General features: G+C 60.1%; 12 protein-coding genes and 2 pseudogenes. 5 read left to right on the top strand and 9 right to left on the bottom strand.

The window, feature by feature from the left end; genetic code table 11:
- Positions 1-7: 7 nt before the first annotated feature.
- The 6 genes from V1294_RS33750 to V1294_RS33725 all read right to left on the bottom strand — a co-directional run bounded on the left by V1294_RS33750 (position 8) and on the right by V1294_RS33725 (position 5,824).
- Positions 8-754 (bottom strand): alpha/beta hydrolase, encoded by a 747-nt coding sequence (locus V1294_RS33750; protein WP_334503357.1) that lies wholly within the window; start codon positions 752-754, stop codon positions 8-10.
- A gap of 66 nt (positions 755-820) precedes the next feature.
- Complete coding sequence (locus tag V1294_RS33745; RefSeq protein WP_334503355.1) at positions 821-1,564, bottom strand: class I SAM-dependent methyltransferase; 744 nt, start codon at positions 1,562-1,564, stop codon at positions 821-823.
- A gap of 200 nt (positions 1,565-1,764) precedes the next feature.
- Positions 1,765-2,385 carry a glutathione transferase GstA gene (gene gstA / locus V1294_RS33740; RefSeq protein ID WP_334503353.1) on the bottom strand — a complete coding sequence of 207 codons (621 nt, stop codon included), beginning with the start codon at positions 2,383-2,385 and terminating at the stop codon, positions 1,765-1,767.
- A 69-nt stretch (positions 2,386-2,454) separates the two neighbouring features.
- Positions 2,455-3,657 (bottom strand): NAD(P)/FAD-dependent oxidoreductase, encoded by a 1,203-nt coding sequence (locus tag V1294_RS33735; RefSeq protein ID WP_334503351.1) that lies wholly within the window; start codon positions 3,655-3,657, stop codon positions 2,455-2,457.
- Between the two features lie 97 nt (positions 3,658-3,754).
- Positions 3,755-4,024 carry a DUF4242 domain-containing protein gene (locus tag V1294_RS33730; protein WP_334503349.1) on the bottom strand — a complete coding sequence of 90 codons (270 nt, stop codon included), beginning with the start codon at positions 4,022-4,024 and terminating at the stop codon, positions 3,755-3,757.
- Positions 4,025-4,150: 126 nt separating this feature from the next.
- The gene (locus V1294_RS33725; RefSeq protein ID WP_334503347.1) at positions 4,151-5,824 is read right to left on the bottom strand and encodes a helix-turn-helix transcriptional regulator; all 1,674 of its coding nucleotides are present in this window, start codon (positions 5,822-5,824) and stop codon (positions 4,151-4,153) included.
- 288 nt (positions 5,825-6,112) lie between these two features.
- Here V1294_RS33725 and V1294_RS33720 point away from each other — a divergent pair.
- Together V1294_RS33720 and V1294_RS38165 are read left to right on the top strand one after the other, a co-directional pair.
- Positions 6,113-6,709, top strand: a pseudogene (locus V1294_RS33720) (cupin domain-containing protein); the annotation flags it as partial.
- A gap of 10 nt (positions 6,710-6,719) precedes the next feature.
- Positions 6,720-7,169 (top strand): helix-turn-helix transcriptional regulator, encoded by a 450-nt coding sequence (locus V1294_RS38165; RefSeq protein WP_442895403.1) that lies wholly within the window; start codon positions 6,720-6,722, stop codon positions 7,167-7,169.
- Between the two features lie 422 nt (positions 7,170-7,591).
- On the opposite strand, the gene V1294_RS33715 is transcribed toward V1294_RS38165, so the two are convergent.
- Entirely contained in the window at positions 7,592-8,941 is a 1,350-nt protein-coding gene (locus V1294_RS33715; RefSeq protein ID WP_334495671.1) for an IS5 family transposase, read from the bottom strand.
- An 11-nt stretch (positions 8,942-8,952) separates the two neighbouring features.
- Between V1294_RS33715 and V1294_RS33710 the strand changes: the two genes are divergently transcribed.
- Positions 8,953-10,434 carry a cytochrome P450 gene (locus V1294_RS33710; protein WP_334503342.1) on the top strand — a complete coding sequence of 494 codons (1,482 nt, stop codon included), beginning with the start codon at positions 8,953-8,955 and terminating at the stop codon, positions 10,432-10,434.
- A 900-nt stretch (positions 10,435-11,334) separates the two neighbouring features.
- Here V1294_RS33710 and V1294_RS33705 read toward each other — a convergent pair.
- Complete coding sequence (locus tag V1294_RS33705; RefSeq protein ID WP_334503340.1) at positions 11,335-12,075, bottom strand: metallophosphoesterase family protein; 741 nt, start codon at positions 12,073-12,075, stop codon at positions 11,335-11,337.
- A 174-nt stretch (positions 12,076-12,249) separates the two neighbouring features.
- Positions 12,250-13,252 (bottom strand): annotated as a pseudogene (locus V1294_RS33700) (transposase).
- 419 nt (positions 13,253-13,671) lie between these two features.
- Between V1294_RS33700 and V1294_RS33695 the strand changes: the two are divergent.
- A complete protein-coding gene (locus V1294_RS33695; protein WP_334503338.1) occupies positions 13,672-14,901 on the top strand; it encodes a cytochrome P450 in 1,230 nt (409 codons plus the stop codon).
- A gap of 4 nt (positions 14,902-14,905) precedes the next feature.
- The gene (locus V1294_RS33690; protein ID WP_334503336.1) at positions 14,906-15,910 is read left to right on the top strand and encodes a hypothetical protein; all 1,005 of its coding nucleotides are present in this window, start codon (positions 14,906-14,908) and stop codon (positions 15,908-15,910) included.
- Positions 15,911-15,938 lie beyond the last annotated feature (28 nt).

Below are 15,938 nucleotides of genomic sequence, written 5' to 3'. Positions count from 1 at the left end.
GCAGCGTTCATGCGAGGTTGGGTCCCGTCCGAACGGAGCCCGGCAGCCACGCATCGATGCGATCCGCCACCTCATGCCAGCCTTCGTCCAGCATCATGTCGTGCCCCATGCCGGGGAAGATCTCCGCTTCTGCTCCGTAAGCGCTCGCCGTCGCTTGCACCTCCGCAGTCGTGAAAATGCTATCGCACTCCGCGCCGAGGACGAGCACCGGAACGCGAACCCTTTGCGGGCGCGGCAGGACGAACATTGTGTCGAGGAAGGCAAGATAGGATTCGTCCTGAACGTGCGCGAAACAGTGATCGACGATCGATTGTGGGGTCGTCGGCGCGAAGAACATCTCGCGCACGAGTTTGGACGAGCTGACAAACGGTGCGAGTCGCAGAAGAAGGTTGGCTTTCAGCAACGCGCCTGGGTGACGCACAGCCAGTCGAGCTACGGCTCCGATCGATCCTCGAGGGGGCGACGTGGCCATCAATACGGCTGCTCTGGCGGGCCTGCTCTCAAGATATTTTTGCACGATCAGTCCCCCCAAAGAATGGCCGACCAGGACTGGGGGAGAGGAGAGACTCGCCACCGCGCGCTCCACATCCTCGACATAGTGGGGCACACGATGCCAGATCCGGCCCGGCGGCCGATCATGCCCCCGCAGCCGCACGGCGCCGACCTCGTGACCGCGGTCGGTCAAGTAGCGGATGAAATTGTCCCAGCACCAAGGTCCATGCCAGGCGCCATGGACGAGTAGAATGCTGATCATGCGGGTCTCCTGCGAATGCATCGCTGGGTCATGATTGCGACTGGCCGATGAACGAGACCGCGGAGGCTATGACTTCCTCGCGCTGATGATATGCGCCGGAATGTCGAACACGAGCTCGCCTCCGCTCGAGCGACAGGGCGCGAGAACCGCTTCCGACTCGGCTAGGATGCCGCTGATCTCGGGCTCGGTCAGGTTGACCCCCATCACGGGCAGCCAGCCCCTCAACTCCGCCTCGACCAGATCGCGGATGCTGGGAAAGCGCGCTGTGCCACGCCGGGTTGCGACCTCGACGGCGCTTGCTCCGGCTCTCTCGAACAGGCGCACAAGCGCCGGCTTGTCTCCCAGCGCAAACGGCGCGCGCAGGGCGTCTCCCGCCGCCTTTCCAGCCGAGCGGTCGAGCAGGGCCACGAGGTCGGCGAAGGCGGGGACGTTATCGATGGCATCCCAGACGGCCACCGCGCAGCGCCCGCCGGGCGCCAGTACGCGCAGCATCTCGCGGATCGCCTGGTCGCGATCGCTGAAGAACATCAGGCCGAACTGGCTGACGACGGCATCGAAGCCTTTGTCCTGATATGGAAGTGCCTCGGCCTTCCCCTCGCGCCAGTCGATCCCCGGCGCGATGCGTCGCGCCAAGGCGATCATTCCGGCATGCAGGTCGATGCCGGCGACCTGCCTCGCGGCTCCCACCCGCGCGGCTGCTTCGCGGGCCAGGACGCCGGTGCCGCAGGCTATGTCCAGCACGCGATCTCCGGGCTTGATTGCGGCGGCATCGACGACGATGGGAGCCCAGTGGCCGAACAGCGCCGGCACGAACAGCGTCTCGTAAGCGTCGGCTGCATCGAGCAGCGCTCGTGGAACTGAAGTCGCTCACCCTCGACTCGTACGCTTGCCTGAGGCTTGGCCGACAGCTGAACGCGTATCATGTCCCGGCCGAGGAACCTTTGCCGCGCGTCCGCGTTTTTTTGCAGCAGCAACCGCGCACGATGGTCATGGCGCGAATCTCATCGCGTTCATCGACATCCTGTTATCAAGTTCTCGCTTCTCATCGCCACCTGTGCCGCGGGGCGTGTGCCAACGCGTTTCCGAAGAGCCAGTAGGCCGGGATACGGGGACAGGTCGAGCGCCACCGACCGGGCCCAATTCGATACGACGAAGAGGTATACATCCGCGATTGAGAAGTCGTCGCCGAGCAAATACGTTCTTTGAAGGAGATGCTGTTCGACGTGAGCGAGGCGATTGTCGAGGCGCCGACGAAAGATCGCCTTTACGGGCAGGGGGATCTCACCATCGAAAAGCGGACAGAAGCAGCCCAAATGCATCTCCGAGGAGATGAAGTTCAGCCATGATTGCAGTCTTGCCCGGTCGAACGTGCCATTCGGCGGCGCGAGCTTCATGGCGGGCACACGGTCGGCCACGTATTGCGCGATTGCGACAGTTTCCGTAAGCACGCTCCCATCCTCGACTTGCAAGGCCGGAACGTACCCCAGGGGATTCACAGCCCGGTAGTCGCCGCCGTTCTCCAGAGTCTTCGTGCGTCCATTGACCCTGACGGCAGCAAAGGACAGCCCCGATTCAAAAAGAACGATATGCGGAAAAAGAGAGCTGGTGCCCGGCAGGTAGTAGAGCTTCATTCGCTTTCTCCGTCCGCTTCCGAACTGAGGTTTGTGGAGATGACGAGATCGTCACAGGGCCACCCGGTCCTACGCGGCGGCTGTAATCGCATTGACGCTTTCCGGCGCGAAGAACTCCGCCGGTGATATCGTCCCGGCGTTCATCCGTGCGAACGCGTCCATAGCCTTTTGGTTGCCATGAATCGCGCCAAAGAGCTGTTGCATTTCGGGCGGCGGGGGTTCCAGCGTTGCCAACTGACAAGTGAACTCGTACATGGGTTTCACCCGCGCATCGCGCGTGCGCTGGTATTCAGCCATTGCATCAACGAACGGACGCGCTCCAGAGAATGATTTGTCCAGTGCGTCCACGCAGAGTTCGGCGTCATGGAAGGCGTCCATGATTCCCTGCGAGGTGATAAAGTCTTTGTTGTAGCCGGCATCACCCACGAGTGCCCAGCCGGGACCGTAAGGCTTACGGAAATAGTTCGGCACGGCCATGCCGACGAACCGCGCCTCCCGCCTGGCGCCGCGTAAGCGATCGGCGAAAGCCGGCACCAGTTCGATCGTCCTCAGGTAGGTACCTTCGATGTCCTTCTTGTTTTCCTCGAATTCCGCGTATGGCCAGCCGCCAATGATCAGTGTCAGATCCTCATGGGTTGGCCAGGCCGCAAATGCGCGTCCGTCGCGGATATAGACCTCGGATCTGCCGTGCATCGGCAGCCCGCTCCAATAGGTATAGTACCCGACGCACAAAGGGGGCTTCTCGTCATAATGTTCAGGCCGAACTGCCTCGGCCACAAACGAGCGAAAGCCATCGGCACCCACCACGACGCGAGCGCGCTCGATGGTGGAGCCGCCATGCCCAGAGCGGCCCTTTATGCCGACCGCACGTCCGTCCTCGAACAAGACTTCCTCGACGGTAAAGCCTTCGCGCACCTCCGCTCCGGCCTCGGCCGCTGCATCGACCAGCAACTTGTCGAGTATCGTCCGCCGCGGACAGTACGCGACCGGTGCGTCTCTCGTGCCTGGCGCACCAGAGATCGTGAAGGGGCCAAAGTCGAAGGCGTAGGTGTGGATTGGCGGGCATTCGGTCGCGGTGAGGCGATCGAGAAGGCCCCATCTTGACAGCGCTGCTGCCCCAAGGGGATGCACAAGGTGGGTGGACACCGTGTCGCTCGGAAAGGTCGCGCGGTCGACCACGAGCACCCGATATCCCTTCCGGGCCAGCAACATCGCCGTCGGCGAACCGGCGCAGCGCGCGCCCACGACAATCGCGTCGAATGCTATGCTCATCGCAGCTTTGCTCCGTTTCTGTGACAATCAGTTTGCGACGATCGGGGGCGCGCGATCACGTCGGGATCGTGATCCCTGTTGCGAACCTGGATCGCCGCTAGGTCGCCGGGTCGATGATACTGCCGACCCGCACGATCCGCGTAACAGGGAGGCCGGCCATCTCCGCGTGCTTCCGGATGATGGCTTCGTCGCTTGCCAGGTAGACGCAGAATGTCTTGTCGTCAGACACGTAGCTTTGCGCCCACTGAATATCTGGGCCGAGCTGGCGCATCACGTCCTTGGACTTGGAAACGGCGGCGCGAAGCTGCTCCCGTTCAAGCGAGCCGACTGCCGGCACCCGTTCGATGATAAAACGCTGTAGCGTCATTTCTGCCTCCTGCTCAGCCGATACAGGCCGAAACTACGCCGGCAGCGGCCTTCGCGCTTCGGGGATACTACTCAATGTGTGCGGACCGGCCGCATGGGTGATTCCACCCATGTGCAACACCGGTGGTCAGATCAGGTCATGCTCGTAAGCCCAGGCGGTGGCTGCCGCCCGTGTCGAAAGGTCGAGCTTGGTGAAGATGTTGCTCAGGTGCCGCTCGATCGTCCGCTCGCTCAAGCAGAGCTCGGCGGCAATCGCCTTGTTCGTGTCTCCGGCCGCAACCAGCCTCAACACCTGCAGCTCGCGCGGGGTCAGCCCATGGGCATGACCGGAGGGGGCGCCCTTTATCAGTGAGTCGATCCGGGCGAGATCCGGTGCGGCGCCCAGACGCTCGAATATGGACTGAGCGGCGTCGATCTCCAGACTGGCCCCGTCCTCGTCCCCGAGAGCGTGGCAGGCCAGTCCGATCAGCACGCGCACGCGCGCGGCAGCGTAGGGCGCATCGATCCGCTGCCATACCTCGAAGGCACGGCGCAGCGAGCCCAATGCGGCCCGCGCGTTGCCTTCGGCTAGGTCCACCGCTCCGCACGCCTCAGCGGCAATCGCACCCGGCACCCCTGTATCAAGGCTCCGGGCAATCTCCTCCAGATCCCGGCAGGCGTTGCGCGCGTCCGGGACGTCGCCGACGGCCAGCATGATCTCGATATAGGCGGGCAGCAGGCTCATGCGCTTCAGTCGGTCCGTGGTCGTGCCCGCGACACGGCGAATAGCGGTGGCGGCCGCGTCGGTGCGTTCCTGCACGAGGCGCAACAGTGCCAGGCCCGGTTGCGGCTCCAGGCCCAGCTGGCTTGCACCTCGATACGCCTCCTCGGCCGCCTCGAACTCCCCTTTTAAACGATGGACCTCTGCTTGATGGTAGAGCGCGGCGGCGGCAGCCCGCCGGTCGACCCCCTGCGAACGCAGAAACGCCCGCTGTGCTTCCTCGATGGCCTCTGGCCAGGTGCCGAGCAGTTGCATGATCTCCGCGCGATGCACTTGGCAGGCGCCGGCGAACGCGACCATATCGGGCTGGCCTTCGCACCACTGCGTCAGGGCGACCGTCCACTCACGGGTGCGGTCGAATGCATATACCTGCTGACAGGTCGCGATCACGCTGCAATACATCAGGCCCGTCACGAGGGGCGACAACTCTCCGGAAAGAACGGCAACCATGGTCTCGTCAAGGTGCGCGAGCCCGGCTTCGACCCGCCCTTGCCGCAATCGAATCCGGCCCTGCTCCATGCGGGCGCAGGCGATGAGATCCAGGTCGCCGCAGCGCTCACCGATCGCTGCGGCTTCGGCTGCAGCAGCGTATGCGGCCTCGTAGTCACTCAAAACGAGCCCCTGTCCGACCGTCGGCAGCAGGAGATAGCCCCGCTCGGCGCACTCGCGTGCGTCGCGTTCCAGCAAGCGTTGGGCACGAGCAAACCAACCGCTCGCGCGCCCCGTCTCGCCGCGCATGAGCAGGCGAAAGCCGAGCCAGAATGCGCAGCGCACGGCGCGAAGTTTCTCGCCCATATCCCGATGCGCATTGTAGGCACGCTCAAGCGTGCTGAGGTATTCGTCGTCGCGACCGGTCAGGTATGCCGCCATCGCCAGCAGATCAAGGTCCTCGGCCTCCAGCGGAGTTTCCCGATCGACGAGCAAAAGCGCCTGATAGGCATCGGCCCAGGCGCGCTGCCGATAGTGCTGGCGGCCGCGATCGAGCCCGTGGCGTTTGCTCGGGTCTACGGCCTTCTGCCGGCGCCGACGCATCTGCTTCATCCACTTGGCTTCAAGCCCCCGAAGGGAACGCGCTCGGTCGTCCAGTAGAACACGGTAGCCGTTGCGAGCAAGAGCAATGTCACTGCCGAGCAGGCGAAGCGCCCGCCAATGACAGTGGTCCATGGCTCTGGCTCGCAGATCACAGCGTTTGGAGGCCAATGCCCGCTACGCCGTTAGTGGACCAGCGCGTGCCCTCTGGGCTGCCCGACGGCGAGGGGGATCGGGAACCTTTGCCGCGCGTCCGGGTTTTTTGGGGACACAGGGATACTACGGCGGCAGCTTCCGTGAATGGAGTGCGCAATGGATGCGCTGTCCGAAGCGCTCAGTTCGGTGCGCATGACCGGGGCCATTTTCTTCGATGCGATCTGCACGGCGCCGTGGGGCTTTTCGGTGCCGTCGATGGAGCAGGGTGCGCCCATTCTGGCCCCGGGAACCGACAGGCTGGTGGGTTACCACCTGGTCGCCGAAGGCAAGGCTGTCGTCGGCCTCGACAGCGTTGGCGAGATCCCGGTGACCAGCGGGGATATCGTGATCTTTCCACACGGCCATCCGCATACCATCAGCAGCGGTGCGCCGAGGATGCTGGTCGACAGCGCAAAAGCGATCGAAGGCTTCCTTGCCGGCGATCTCAGCACGTTCCGCACTGGCGGCGGCGGCGAGGAGACGCGCTTCGTGTGCGGCTATTTCGGCTGCGAGCGGCATGCCGCCCGGCTGTTCCTCTCCGGCCTGCCATCCGTCATCACCATAAATGTCCGCCACGACGCTGCCGGCCGGTGGCTCGAGAGCTCCATCCGGCATCTGCTGTGCGAGGTGGCGTCGGTCCGCCCTGGACGAGCGGTGCTGCTCGCAAAGATGGCCGAGGCGCTGTTCATCGAGAGCCTGCGTCGCTTCATGGATGAGATGCCGCCGGGACAGAGCGGCTGGCTGGCCGCCGCCCGCGATCCCGTGGTCGGCTCGGCGCTCGTGGCTCCACCGCAAGCCGTGTCAGGTGTGGTCGCTGGCCGAACTGGCCGCCGCGTGCGGCACGTCGCGCTCCGTCCTTGCCGAAAGGTTCACGCGCCTCGTCGGCGAGCCGCCGCGCACCTACCTGCACCGCTGGCGCCTGCAGCTCGCCGCGAGGAAGCTACAGATGTGCCGTGACACGGTCCTGCAAATAGCTCTCGACGTCGGCTACGAGTCGGAGGCTGCATTCTGCCGTGCATTCAAGCGCGAGGTCGGCATGTCGCCAACGCGGTATCGCAGGCAGTGGTCACAGGTCAGGCAAGTAAATTCAGCCGGGGAGCAGATTGCGGACGACGGGTCAACGCGGCGTCGGTCGAGTCACCACGTCTCTCAGGCCGAGTGAGATCATCAAGCCCGCAAAGCAGACAGAGAAGAACCGTGTGAATTAGCTTACAAACGAGCGGCTTACTAAGAGCTATAATGGCTTCCAAGGGCCGATGTCTCAACTTCCGTACTAGAGCTCCCCAGCGCGCCATCGGGCGCTCAGAACGGGGGATACAGTGACACTAGCTAGTTCGAACTTCACCCGACTGACCTGGCGGCGCTCTTGTAAGGGTAGGGAAGCAAGCACGGAAGCCAACTCAGCTCCGATCCTCTTGCGTTCGGTCTAATATAGTCGAGCGCGCAACGGAGGAGGGTACCTTGGCGATAGCTTCACCCGAGACGGATTCTGTTAGGCGCCTTGAGGATCTCCCGTCGCCGCGCGGGCTGCCGTTAGTCGGCAATTTTCATCAATTACTTAGTCGTCCGTGAAGAATCGGGATTTCAGGCTGGGCTGAGCCGCAATTTGAGGCTGAGCCGAGAGAGGATTTCGAACAGCAGAAAGCTCAGCCACCGGATGAGGCGGCGGAAGTTGTAGCCGACGGCGGCCATGACGGCATTGGTGGCATCGCCCTGGCGATGCCAGAGGTAATTGCGGCCCATGCGGTGCTCGGATTTGAGATGGCCGATGACCGGCTCGACGGCGGAACGCCGTCGGAGCTCGCGCTTGATCTGTGGTGTCACCCGCCGCTTCTGTCCTGAGATGAACACCCTGAACTTGTAATCGGGCGGGGCGTTGTGGCCGCGATAGCCCTTGTCGAGGAGCGCGCGCTCGATGGTGTTGCCGATCAGCTCCTCCATCTCGGGGATGACGGTTGCAAGTGTATGGCCGTCATAGGGGTTGCCGGGCAGCGCCTTCACATGGGTCACGAACTGCCCACCCTTGGCGTGCGCCAGCGTGGTGGCGACCGAGACCTTGACGCCGAACTCGTAAGGTCGGTGCGCCTTGCCCTTGCCGATGCATTCCACCTCCGGCGCGTGCAGCGAGTAGACCTTCGGTCCACGCTGGTGCTGCTTCTGCTCAAGCACGCGTCGCGCCCGTGCCAGCATGCGCTCCAACACGATCCCACCGAGCAAGTCGGCGTTGCCACCAAGTTTGCGGCCGATGTCGCGGATGATACGGCCGAGATAGGTTTTGAGCTTCTTCAAGGCTTTGTTGGCGCGCTTGAACTGCTTGGCGTGGGCATAACGCTGGTGCTTGATCAGCGCGAACTTGCCCACTCTGGCATAGGATTGGCGCAGCTTGACACCATATCGTTTCGCCAGCCGGACCAGGATCTCGCGGGCGCGGTTCAGCAGCCTGGCATCGGTCGGGAACATCACGTTCTTGGGCTGCACCGTCGTGTCGATGATGACCCGATTAAGATCGGCCGGTTTGATCGCCTCGGTCTTGCTGGCCACCGCAAGGCTCTCCTGCAGCAAGGCCTGCAACTTCTCCTCGCCCATGCGTTGCCGCCAGCGCGTCAGCGAGGAGCGGTCGAACATCAGGCGGTGCTGGAAGAACTCCTCGCCGCAGAAGAACTGGTAATAGGGGTTCTCCACCCAGCGCTCGCACAGCACTTCATCGGAGAGGTCGTAGGTGTGCTTGAGGATCGCAAGCCCCGCCATCAGCCGCGTCGGCAATGCCGGCCGGCCGGGCTTGTCCTCGTAGACCGCTCCGAATTTCTGCTCGAGGAAGGGCCAGTCGATCGTCCGCGCCAGCTTCACCAGCGGGTGGCCCATATCGATGATCGCGTCCAGCCGCGAGCGCAGAAGGTCGCTCTGTCCCGTCTCTCGTCGTTCCTTTGGCCGCATCGTCCCCTCCGATGCCACCAAGAGAATCACGACCCCCGATTCGAGGGAAACCAAAAAAACAAAATTGCAAGCTTTCCCGCTATCAAGCCCCAAAAGCTGGCAATCTCAAAAGCCGCCGAGCCAGGAAAATCGACTCCCTCTCAACGGCTTGGGAAATTTTTCACGGCCGACTACTTAATTTTGAGGAGTTGCATCGACGCATTGAGGGCTGGGAAGCAGAGCTTGGAAGGTCCTTCACCTTTCGCATGTTTTCAAAGTTGGTTTTGGTTACTTCAGATCCCAAGCTCGCTGACATTGTTTTGAACGAGAGACCAGAGGCGTTTCGGCGCCTATCGACCATTCAGACAGTTGCCGACGAATTGGATCTGAACGGCCTGTTTTCGGTCGAAGGAGCGGCTTGGTTTCGACAACGCAACTTGATCCTCCAGGCACTTGGTCCAAACCAGCTGCCGGAGTTTTTTCCGACACTCCGCACGATCACAGGACGGCTGCGAAGCCGATGGGAACGCGTCGCGAAGATCGGCGGAGTCACAGACGTCGTTGAGGATCTCACCCGGTACACCGTCGATGTAACTTCGACCTTATCCTTCGGCCAGGATGTCAACACGCTTGAACATGAAGAGGATGCAGTCCAGCGGCATCTTGGAGTTATTTTTCCTAAGCTTACCTCTCGAATCTTCAGTCCGGTGCCTTACTGGCAATACGTGAGATTGCCGAGCGATCGAAAACTCGAACGGTCGCTCGGGGAAATTCGAGCGCACATCCAGAATATCATTAACCGCGCTCACGTGGACCTGAAAGCTCAGTCCGGCGTTCCGAAGAATTTGCTGCAATCGATGTTGAGCGCCGCTGCTGAGCCAAACTCTGGCCTTACGGATAGAGACGTCTATGCGAACGTATTGACGCTCCTTCTTGCCGGCGAAGACACTACGGCGCATGCGCTGGCGTGGACCTTATATTTTCTCTCGCAACGGTCCGACCTGCAGGCCTTGCTTCGGGGTGAGGCTAAGAAAGCGCTTGGCGAAGCCGCAATCGCTCCGGATTACGAAACAACAGCAAAGTTGACGCTTTTCGATGGTGTCGCCTTTGAGGCTATGCGCTTCAAGCCAGTTACCCCGCTGCTTGGTCTAGAAACAAATCGAGACTTCGTTCTAGACGGCATCTCATTGCCCGCGGGTACGCAGGTATTTCTTTGCGCGCGGCCTGCTATGATGGATGACAAGTACTTCACCAACGCCCAGGCGTTCGAGCCTAGCCGATGGTCTCGCCGAGCCGAGGGGACTTCCTCCCGTCAGGCCTTTACCCAGTTCGGTGGGGGCCCTCGAGTCTGCCCGGGCAGGTCGCTCGCCATACGTGAGATTCGGATGGTTCTTTCTATGCTGTCACGAAATTTTTCGATCGAGTTCGCCGGGGACCCGAGCGAGGTTCGCGAGATCTTTTCCTTTACCATGAAGCCGAGTTCCGTGCCGCTACGCCTATGGGTGCTAAATTGACGGGGATCGAGCGGCGCTGATTGCTCCTTCGACGTGCCAGCAGAGCTTGCGGAAGCCGCGACCGATAGGTTGAATTGTGACCATGGGGACGTGCTTCGAAACCTGCTACAAATGCGCCGGACCGATGCGTCCGGTCTTGGCGGATTGTGTTGAAAAAGTCCTCTCTCGCTGACGAGTGAAAATTCTCAGGACCGCTGGTGCGTCTCTCTCGCTGCGAGGTGAGGGACCATGTCAATTACCGCAAAAACTGTCGCTGGCCCTCGTATCGATTCTACAGCGCCTTGCAGCGGCTGAAATCGCCAATGCGCTACATTTGCGAGATTTTCGGAGCCCGGCGATTTTCGAGTTTTTCAACACAATCGGCGCAAAGCGGTCGTTCGAGTTTGGACGGCGGATCTGACTGGCTTCCGCTGGCTGGACCTAGCTCCACTTCCACATGATGGATTGGACGGAGAGTTCAGGTTTTTCAATTGGTTAAAAGGTGCCGTGTGCACGATGTGTGCACCGGGAGATCAAAGAAAATCTAGCAGTAACCAACGTGAGCGACAGTTCATCGCTAACAACGAAGCAAGTGTCAGCAGGAGCGCTCGGCCCAATCGAGATGTCGCGACAGCCAATCACCAGCCGCTTCCGTGGCAACGACCGTTATGAGCGGCCGAAAATCGATCAGGTTCGTTGATTTTACTTGGTTGTCGTGCGATTTCGATCGTGTTTGTTTTGGTTTGTTCAGGTTGTTTCTGGTGCGAAACTGGTGCGGTGACAAAACGTTTAGGGGATTTGGGATCGTGCAGCAGATTTCACCCTTGGACCTGCTAACTCTTAATCATCGGGTCATTTCGAAAACGGAGCGCGATGTCGCTTAATGACCCAAAATATCGAAAGTATGCTGCTAATTAAGCCCTAATCGACGGCCCCCGTCGAAAGGGCACAGGCCCACTCTGGTCGTCCATTTGCGAGGGCACGTGCCGATGCAGATGCCCAATCGTATTCCAGCACAAGCAATTCTACACGCCAACTTCCATTGCTCCTGGTAAGGATAGCATAGCGGGCATGTGGAGAACGATGTTCAAGGTTCGCAGCAAAGGGGATATCTGCGAAGACTGGGCATCCAACGCTACCCGGGTTCAGAATAAGGCAACCGCTTGGCCCATGAATGACGCTTTGTCGGTGGCTGTGTCCGCATAGGACGACCCGCGCGGTGGCTGCATTTTCTAGGCGGGCCTTTAGTATGTCGCGGCGCGCCGGAACGAAGCGTCCGTCATCGAGCGACTCCTCCAGCAAGCAAGTGCTATCGTCATCAGGAGTGCCGTGGCAGGCTAGAATTCCATTCTCCAAGTTGATGCGCGGAGGTAGGTTGTGCAGCGCCCGCCGCTGTTCCGCATCTAGAGCGTTCCGTGCAAATCGTCCCGCTGATGAAAGTCTATCTTCGGGAAACTCCTCGATCCATCGGTCATGATTTCCGCGCACGGTAGGAAGCGCGAGCGATTGGAGAGCCTCAAAAGTCTCCTTTGGCCACAGAGGGCTGGTGACACAATCACCTAGGTTGATTGTACAATCGACGCCACGGCTTTTGACGTCAGCGAGCACGGCTTCCAAAGCAGGAAGATTTCCGTGAACGTCTGAGATGACTGCCAATCGCATCGATCGTTCCTCCCAACTGACGTAACAGACTGTTTTGTTACCAAAGCTTAGCTATTCATCGTAGGTGGTGTCACCAGGAAGTTAGGTTATGGCAGATTTTCTTGCAAAAGTCGGCCGTAAGGAATTGGCCCGTTGGGCCTGAGGCGCGGCTTTGACGCGTGTGCTCAACGCTTCTCACGCAACCCCAACGCTACTCGATACACAGAACCTGTGTCGGTGGTGGGCGTGCAACCAGCGTTGCGATTGCCGTAGGTTCTGAGCGATAGCGGCCAGGACTTCATCCCAGGGGCCTCGTGGACCACGCAGTCGAAGTGGCCCAGTTTCACGATGCGCTTCAGATGCGCAACCCGCATCTCGATCTTCTTGCGCTCACGTCGCGACGTCTCGAAACCCTAGGTGTCAGCGAACGACCAGGCGACGTCCCGGGCGTGCTCATGGATGTCGCGCGGGATCTTGCTTCGGCCGGCGAACGGAACGGGAGGCCTCGACATCAACAATGACGCCGAATTTCGCGTCGATGAGAAAATTGTCGAAGTAAGCGAAGAATACCGGTCCCTTGTGAGCTCCGGTCCAATGGGTGGTTGGATCGGACGGCGAAGCAAACTTCGGGACAATCTCGCTGGCTGCACCCCACGCCGTATCGTCGAGGGTCGTTAGATGGCTTGACATCGCCGGGTCACGATCTCTACGCCAATCTGACCCGCGATCGCGCGCTGCTTGTTGGCGTCGGCTTGGATTAGGTTCGCATCAATGGCAAAGCCGTCGCCGCCAACTAGACGGTCGCAATGCAAGCGTCGACGACCCGTTCGAACAGCCGCCGGAAAATATCATCTTCAGGAAAACGCTCGTTCCGAGTACGCGAGAACGCCGAATGATCCGGGAAAGCATTCTCGTACCAGTTTGCAGAACCAGCGATAGGCGAGGTTCACCTGCTATTCGCGACAGATCAATCGCTCTGAGTGGATCGCAAAGACATAACCTACGATCAACATCCTGATCATCATTCCGGATCGATCGACGGGCGACCCATGGACGATTAATGGGGTTCAAGTTCGCTGCGGAGCCAGGACAGATCGAGAGCCGCGTTGATCTTCCGCACCATGTGAACTTCGGGAACGGCATCGCCAAGGCGAAACTCGTAGAACAGTTGACCTTCGTCACTCTTCAGACGGCGCATCATGGATCGACCTCGCCGAGAATCGCGTCAACACAACGGAATCACGGTTCGCGGGCTGTCTCAACGGTCTCTTGCAACAAAATCGGCCTACAGCCCACACCCACATTAGTGACGCGCGATCACCAACACGCGCAAAAAGACTCATCTAAGTGGGTTACGCAGTCCCTAAGAGCCTCTCTCGTCGGAAAGCTCGGATCCGACTCTCTGGCCTATAGAGGGGCGCTTTCGAGGTGCGGGGCAGGTCCGGTTGACTCGCAGCACAGTAGAGTGTAAATAATATCTCACTCGACTATTGAGTGTGCTTATGGAAGGTATTGGAGCGCACGCCTCTGTTTGTTGTCTCGGACGCCGAAGACCCTGCAGAGGAATCGCGGCGGCCGTACCTGGAGTGTTGAAAGAGCAGGCAAAGGAGACTGGAAATGTCGGAAGCGCAGGTCGCGGCTTACCCTCCTCAGGTGTTCAATCCTCTTGCCCCTGAGGTCGTCGCCAATCCGTACAGCTTTTACCAGACTTATCGCGAGTCCGCGCCTGTCTATAAGACACCCCTCGGTTTCTGGTTGGTGACCGCTCACGAGTATGTCTCGTCAGTCTTGACCGACCGGCGGTTTGAACGCGATTTCGCGCGCGAAACGACGGTCGTTAATGGTCCGGGGGCGATGGAAGATCCGTTAAACATCGCTTTGAGCAAGATGCTCGTTTTCCTCGATCCGCCCGACCATACAAGGATTCGAAAACTTGTGAGCAAGGCGTTCTCCGCGCGTCGTGTCGAGGAGCTGAGACCGCAGATTGAACGCGTCGCGGCCGATCTCCTGGGTAAGGTGCGAAGCCGGGGGGAAATGGATATCGTAGCTGATTTCGCGCTACCTTTGCCGATGACCGTCATGTTCAATTTGCTCGGAGTGCCGGAACCCGATCGGGAGTATTTCGCGCGAAGCTTCAGAGTGACGAGCCGGGTGCTCGATTTTATTCCGCTCACGCCCGCGGAGAAAAAAGAAGCGATCGCGCAGCTGGACATCCTGAAGCAGTATTTCACCCAGCTGATCAATGTCCGCCGCCGAGAACCAGGGGACGATCTGATCAGCAATCTGGTGCGGGTCGAGGAGGCCGGCGACACCCTTGGCTCGGACGAGCTGTTGGCAAACATCATATTGCTGTTCGTCGCAGGTCACGAGACCACCAGCAACTCTATCGCAAACTCGATGTACGCATTGCATTCTCATCATGATCAATTGGAGGAACTGAAGCGGCATCCCGAGAAGCTGTCGGCGGCAGTCGACGAACTCCTGAGATTCGAGTCTGCGGTCCAGCTTACCGCCCGCTCGGCGCTCGAGACCGTTCAAATCGGCGGAAGAACAATTCCGCGCGGTGATTTCGTGGTTCTCGCCCTGGGTTCGGCCAATCGGGATCCCAAGGTATATTCGAATCCAGACAGCCTTGATGTTTCCCGGCGTGACATCCGACCGCTTTATTTCGGGGGAGGCATTCATTTTTGTATTGGTGCCCAGCTCGCGAGGGTTGAGCTCGAAATCGCGTTGCGGACCGTGTACGAAGCCTTCCCCATGATCCGCCTCCCTGACATCGAAAAGGTCATTTGGCGGCCGAGCTGCGTTTGGCGCGGATTAGAAAGCCTGCGCGCGCAGTGGGGGTGACGCCGTGCCCAGCCAACCGGACACGGCCGGGCCGAACGTGCGGGACCACACACTTGTTCGGAGCCGTCCTGCGCAGCAATCCCATCACAACCCGGCAGACGTCCCGTCGTCCTTCTGGTCCGTTGTGGTGGACACGGCTGATGCCGTCCGCAGGAAATTCGGGCTGAAAGAGCTTGCAAGTCTCGCGGCGGCCTACTTCTGCATGTCTCTTCTGTTCCAGCGTGCAGCGGGTGAAAGGCTGAACAGCCAGGAATTCTTGACGGTACTGTTTGCCTTCTGGGGACTGTTCCTCCAACTCAGGCTTATGGATGATTTGGCAGATATGGCCGACGATCGGGACGGCAGATTCAGTTCCGACAGCCGCTACAGCAAGCTTGCCATGGGCCTTGCGCTGGCGGTGACGAGCGTCGCAATCGTGCTGCTGAGTAGAACGTTGGCGGCGCTATCGGTCTTCGTCCTGGCATTCGGTGTGGCACTTCTGGGAGAATTCCACGCCAAAAGAAGAATCGATGCAGCGACCTCCAAAAACCAAATTGGGTTGCTGCATTGGCTGAGTTTGGCTGCGCTCTACGAGGGGGCGCCACTTCTGATGTTCTTGTACCCGATGGCTGCGTGGCAATCTCCACCCAGGATCAGCGTGGCCCCACAGTATCAATTATTGATTGCGCTCTTGTTCTGGAGCGCCTATGAATTCTGGAAGTATTCCCGTCATGTGACGCACCCGCAATGGAACAGTTACGGATTTGAGTGGACCGGGACGCGTCGCGTTCTGTTGAGCATTCTGATCTTGAGTCAGATGATTGGAGGAGCACTTGCGTTCGTGGCGCTCGTTCCCTGGAAGTTCGTATTTGCGCACGTTGCGCTCTGCGGCGTCTTCGGCGTTCTTGTCTTCCTGGGGAAGGTCGAGACCAGTGGCGATCACCCTGTTTCCGGTCTGATGCGGCACATCGGAATCCTGTTTGTCGCAGCGCTGGAGTTCGAAGTGCTTCTTGTCGCCTACTTCTTTTGATTCCTGGCGTTCCAGAGCGGAAACCGTC

The organism is Bradyrhizobium sp. AZCC 1678 (assembly GCF_036924765.1).
GTDB lineage: Bacteria > Pseudomonadota > Alphaproteobacteria > Rhizobiales > Xanthobacteraceae > Bradyrhizobium > Bradyrhizobium algeriense.
The sequence above is the reverse complement of the archived record's forward strand: the minus strand, read 5'-3'. Positions and strand labels throughout refer to the sequence as shown.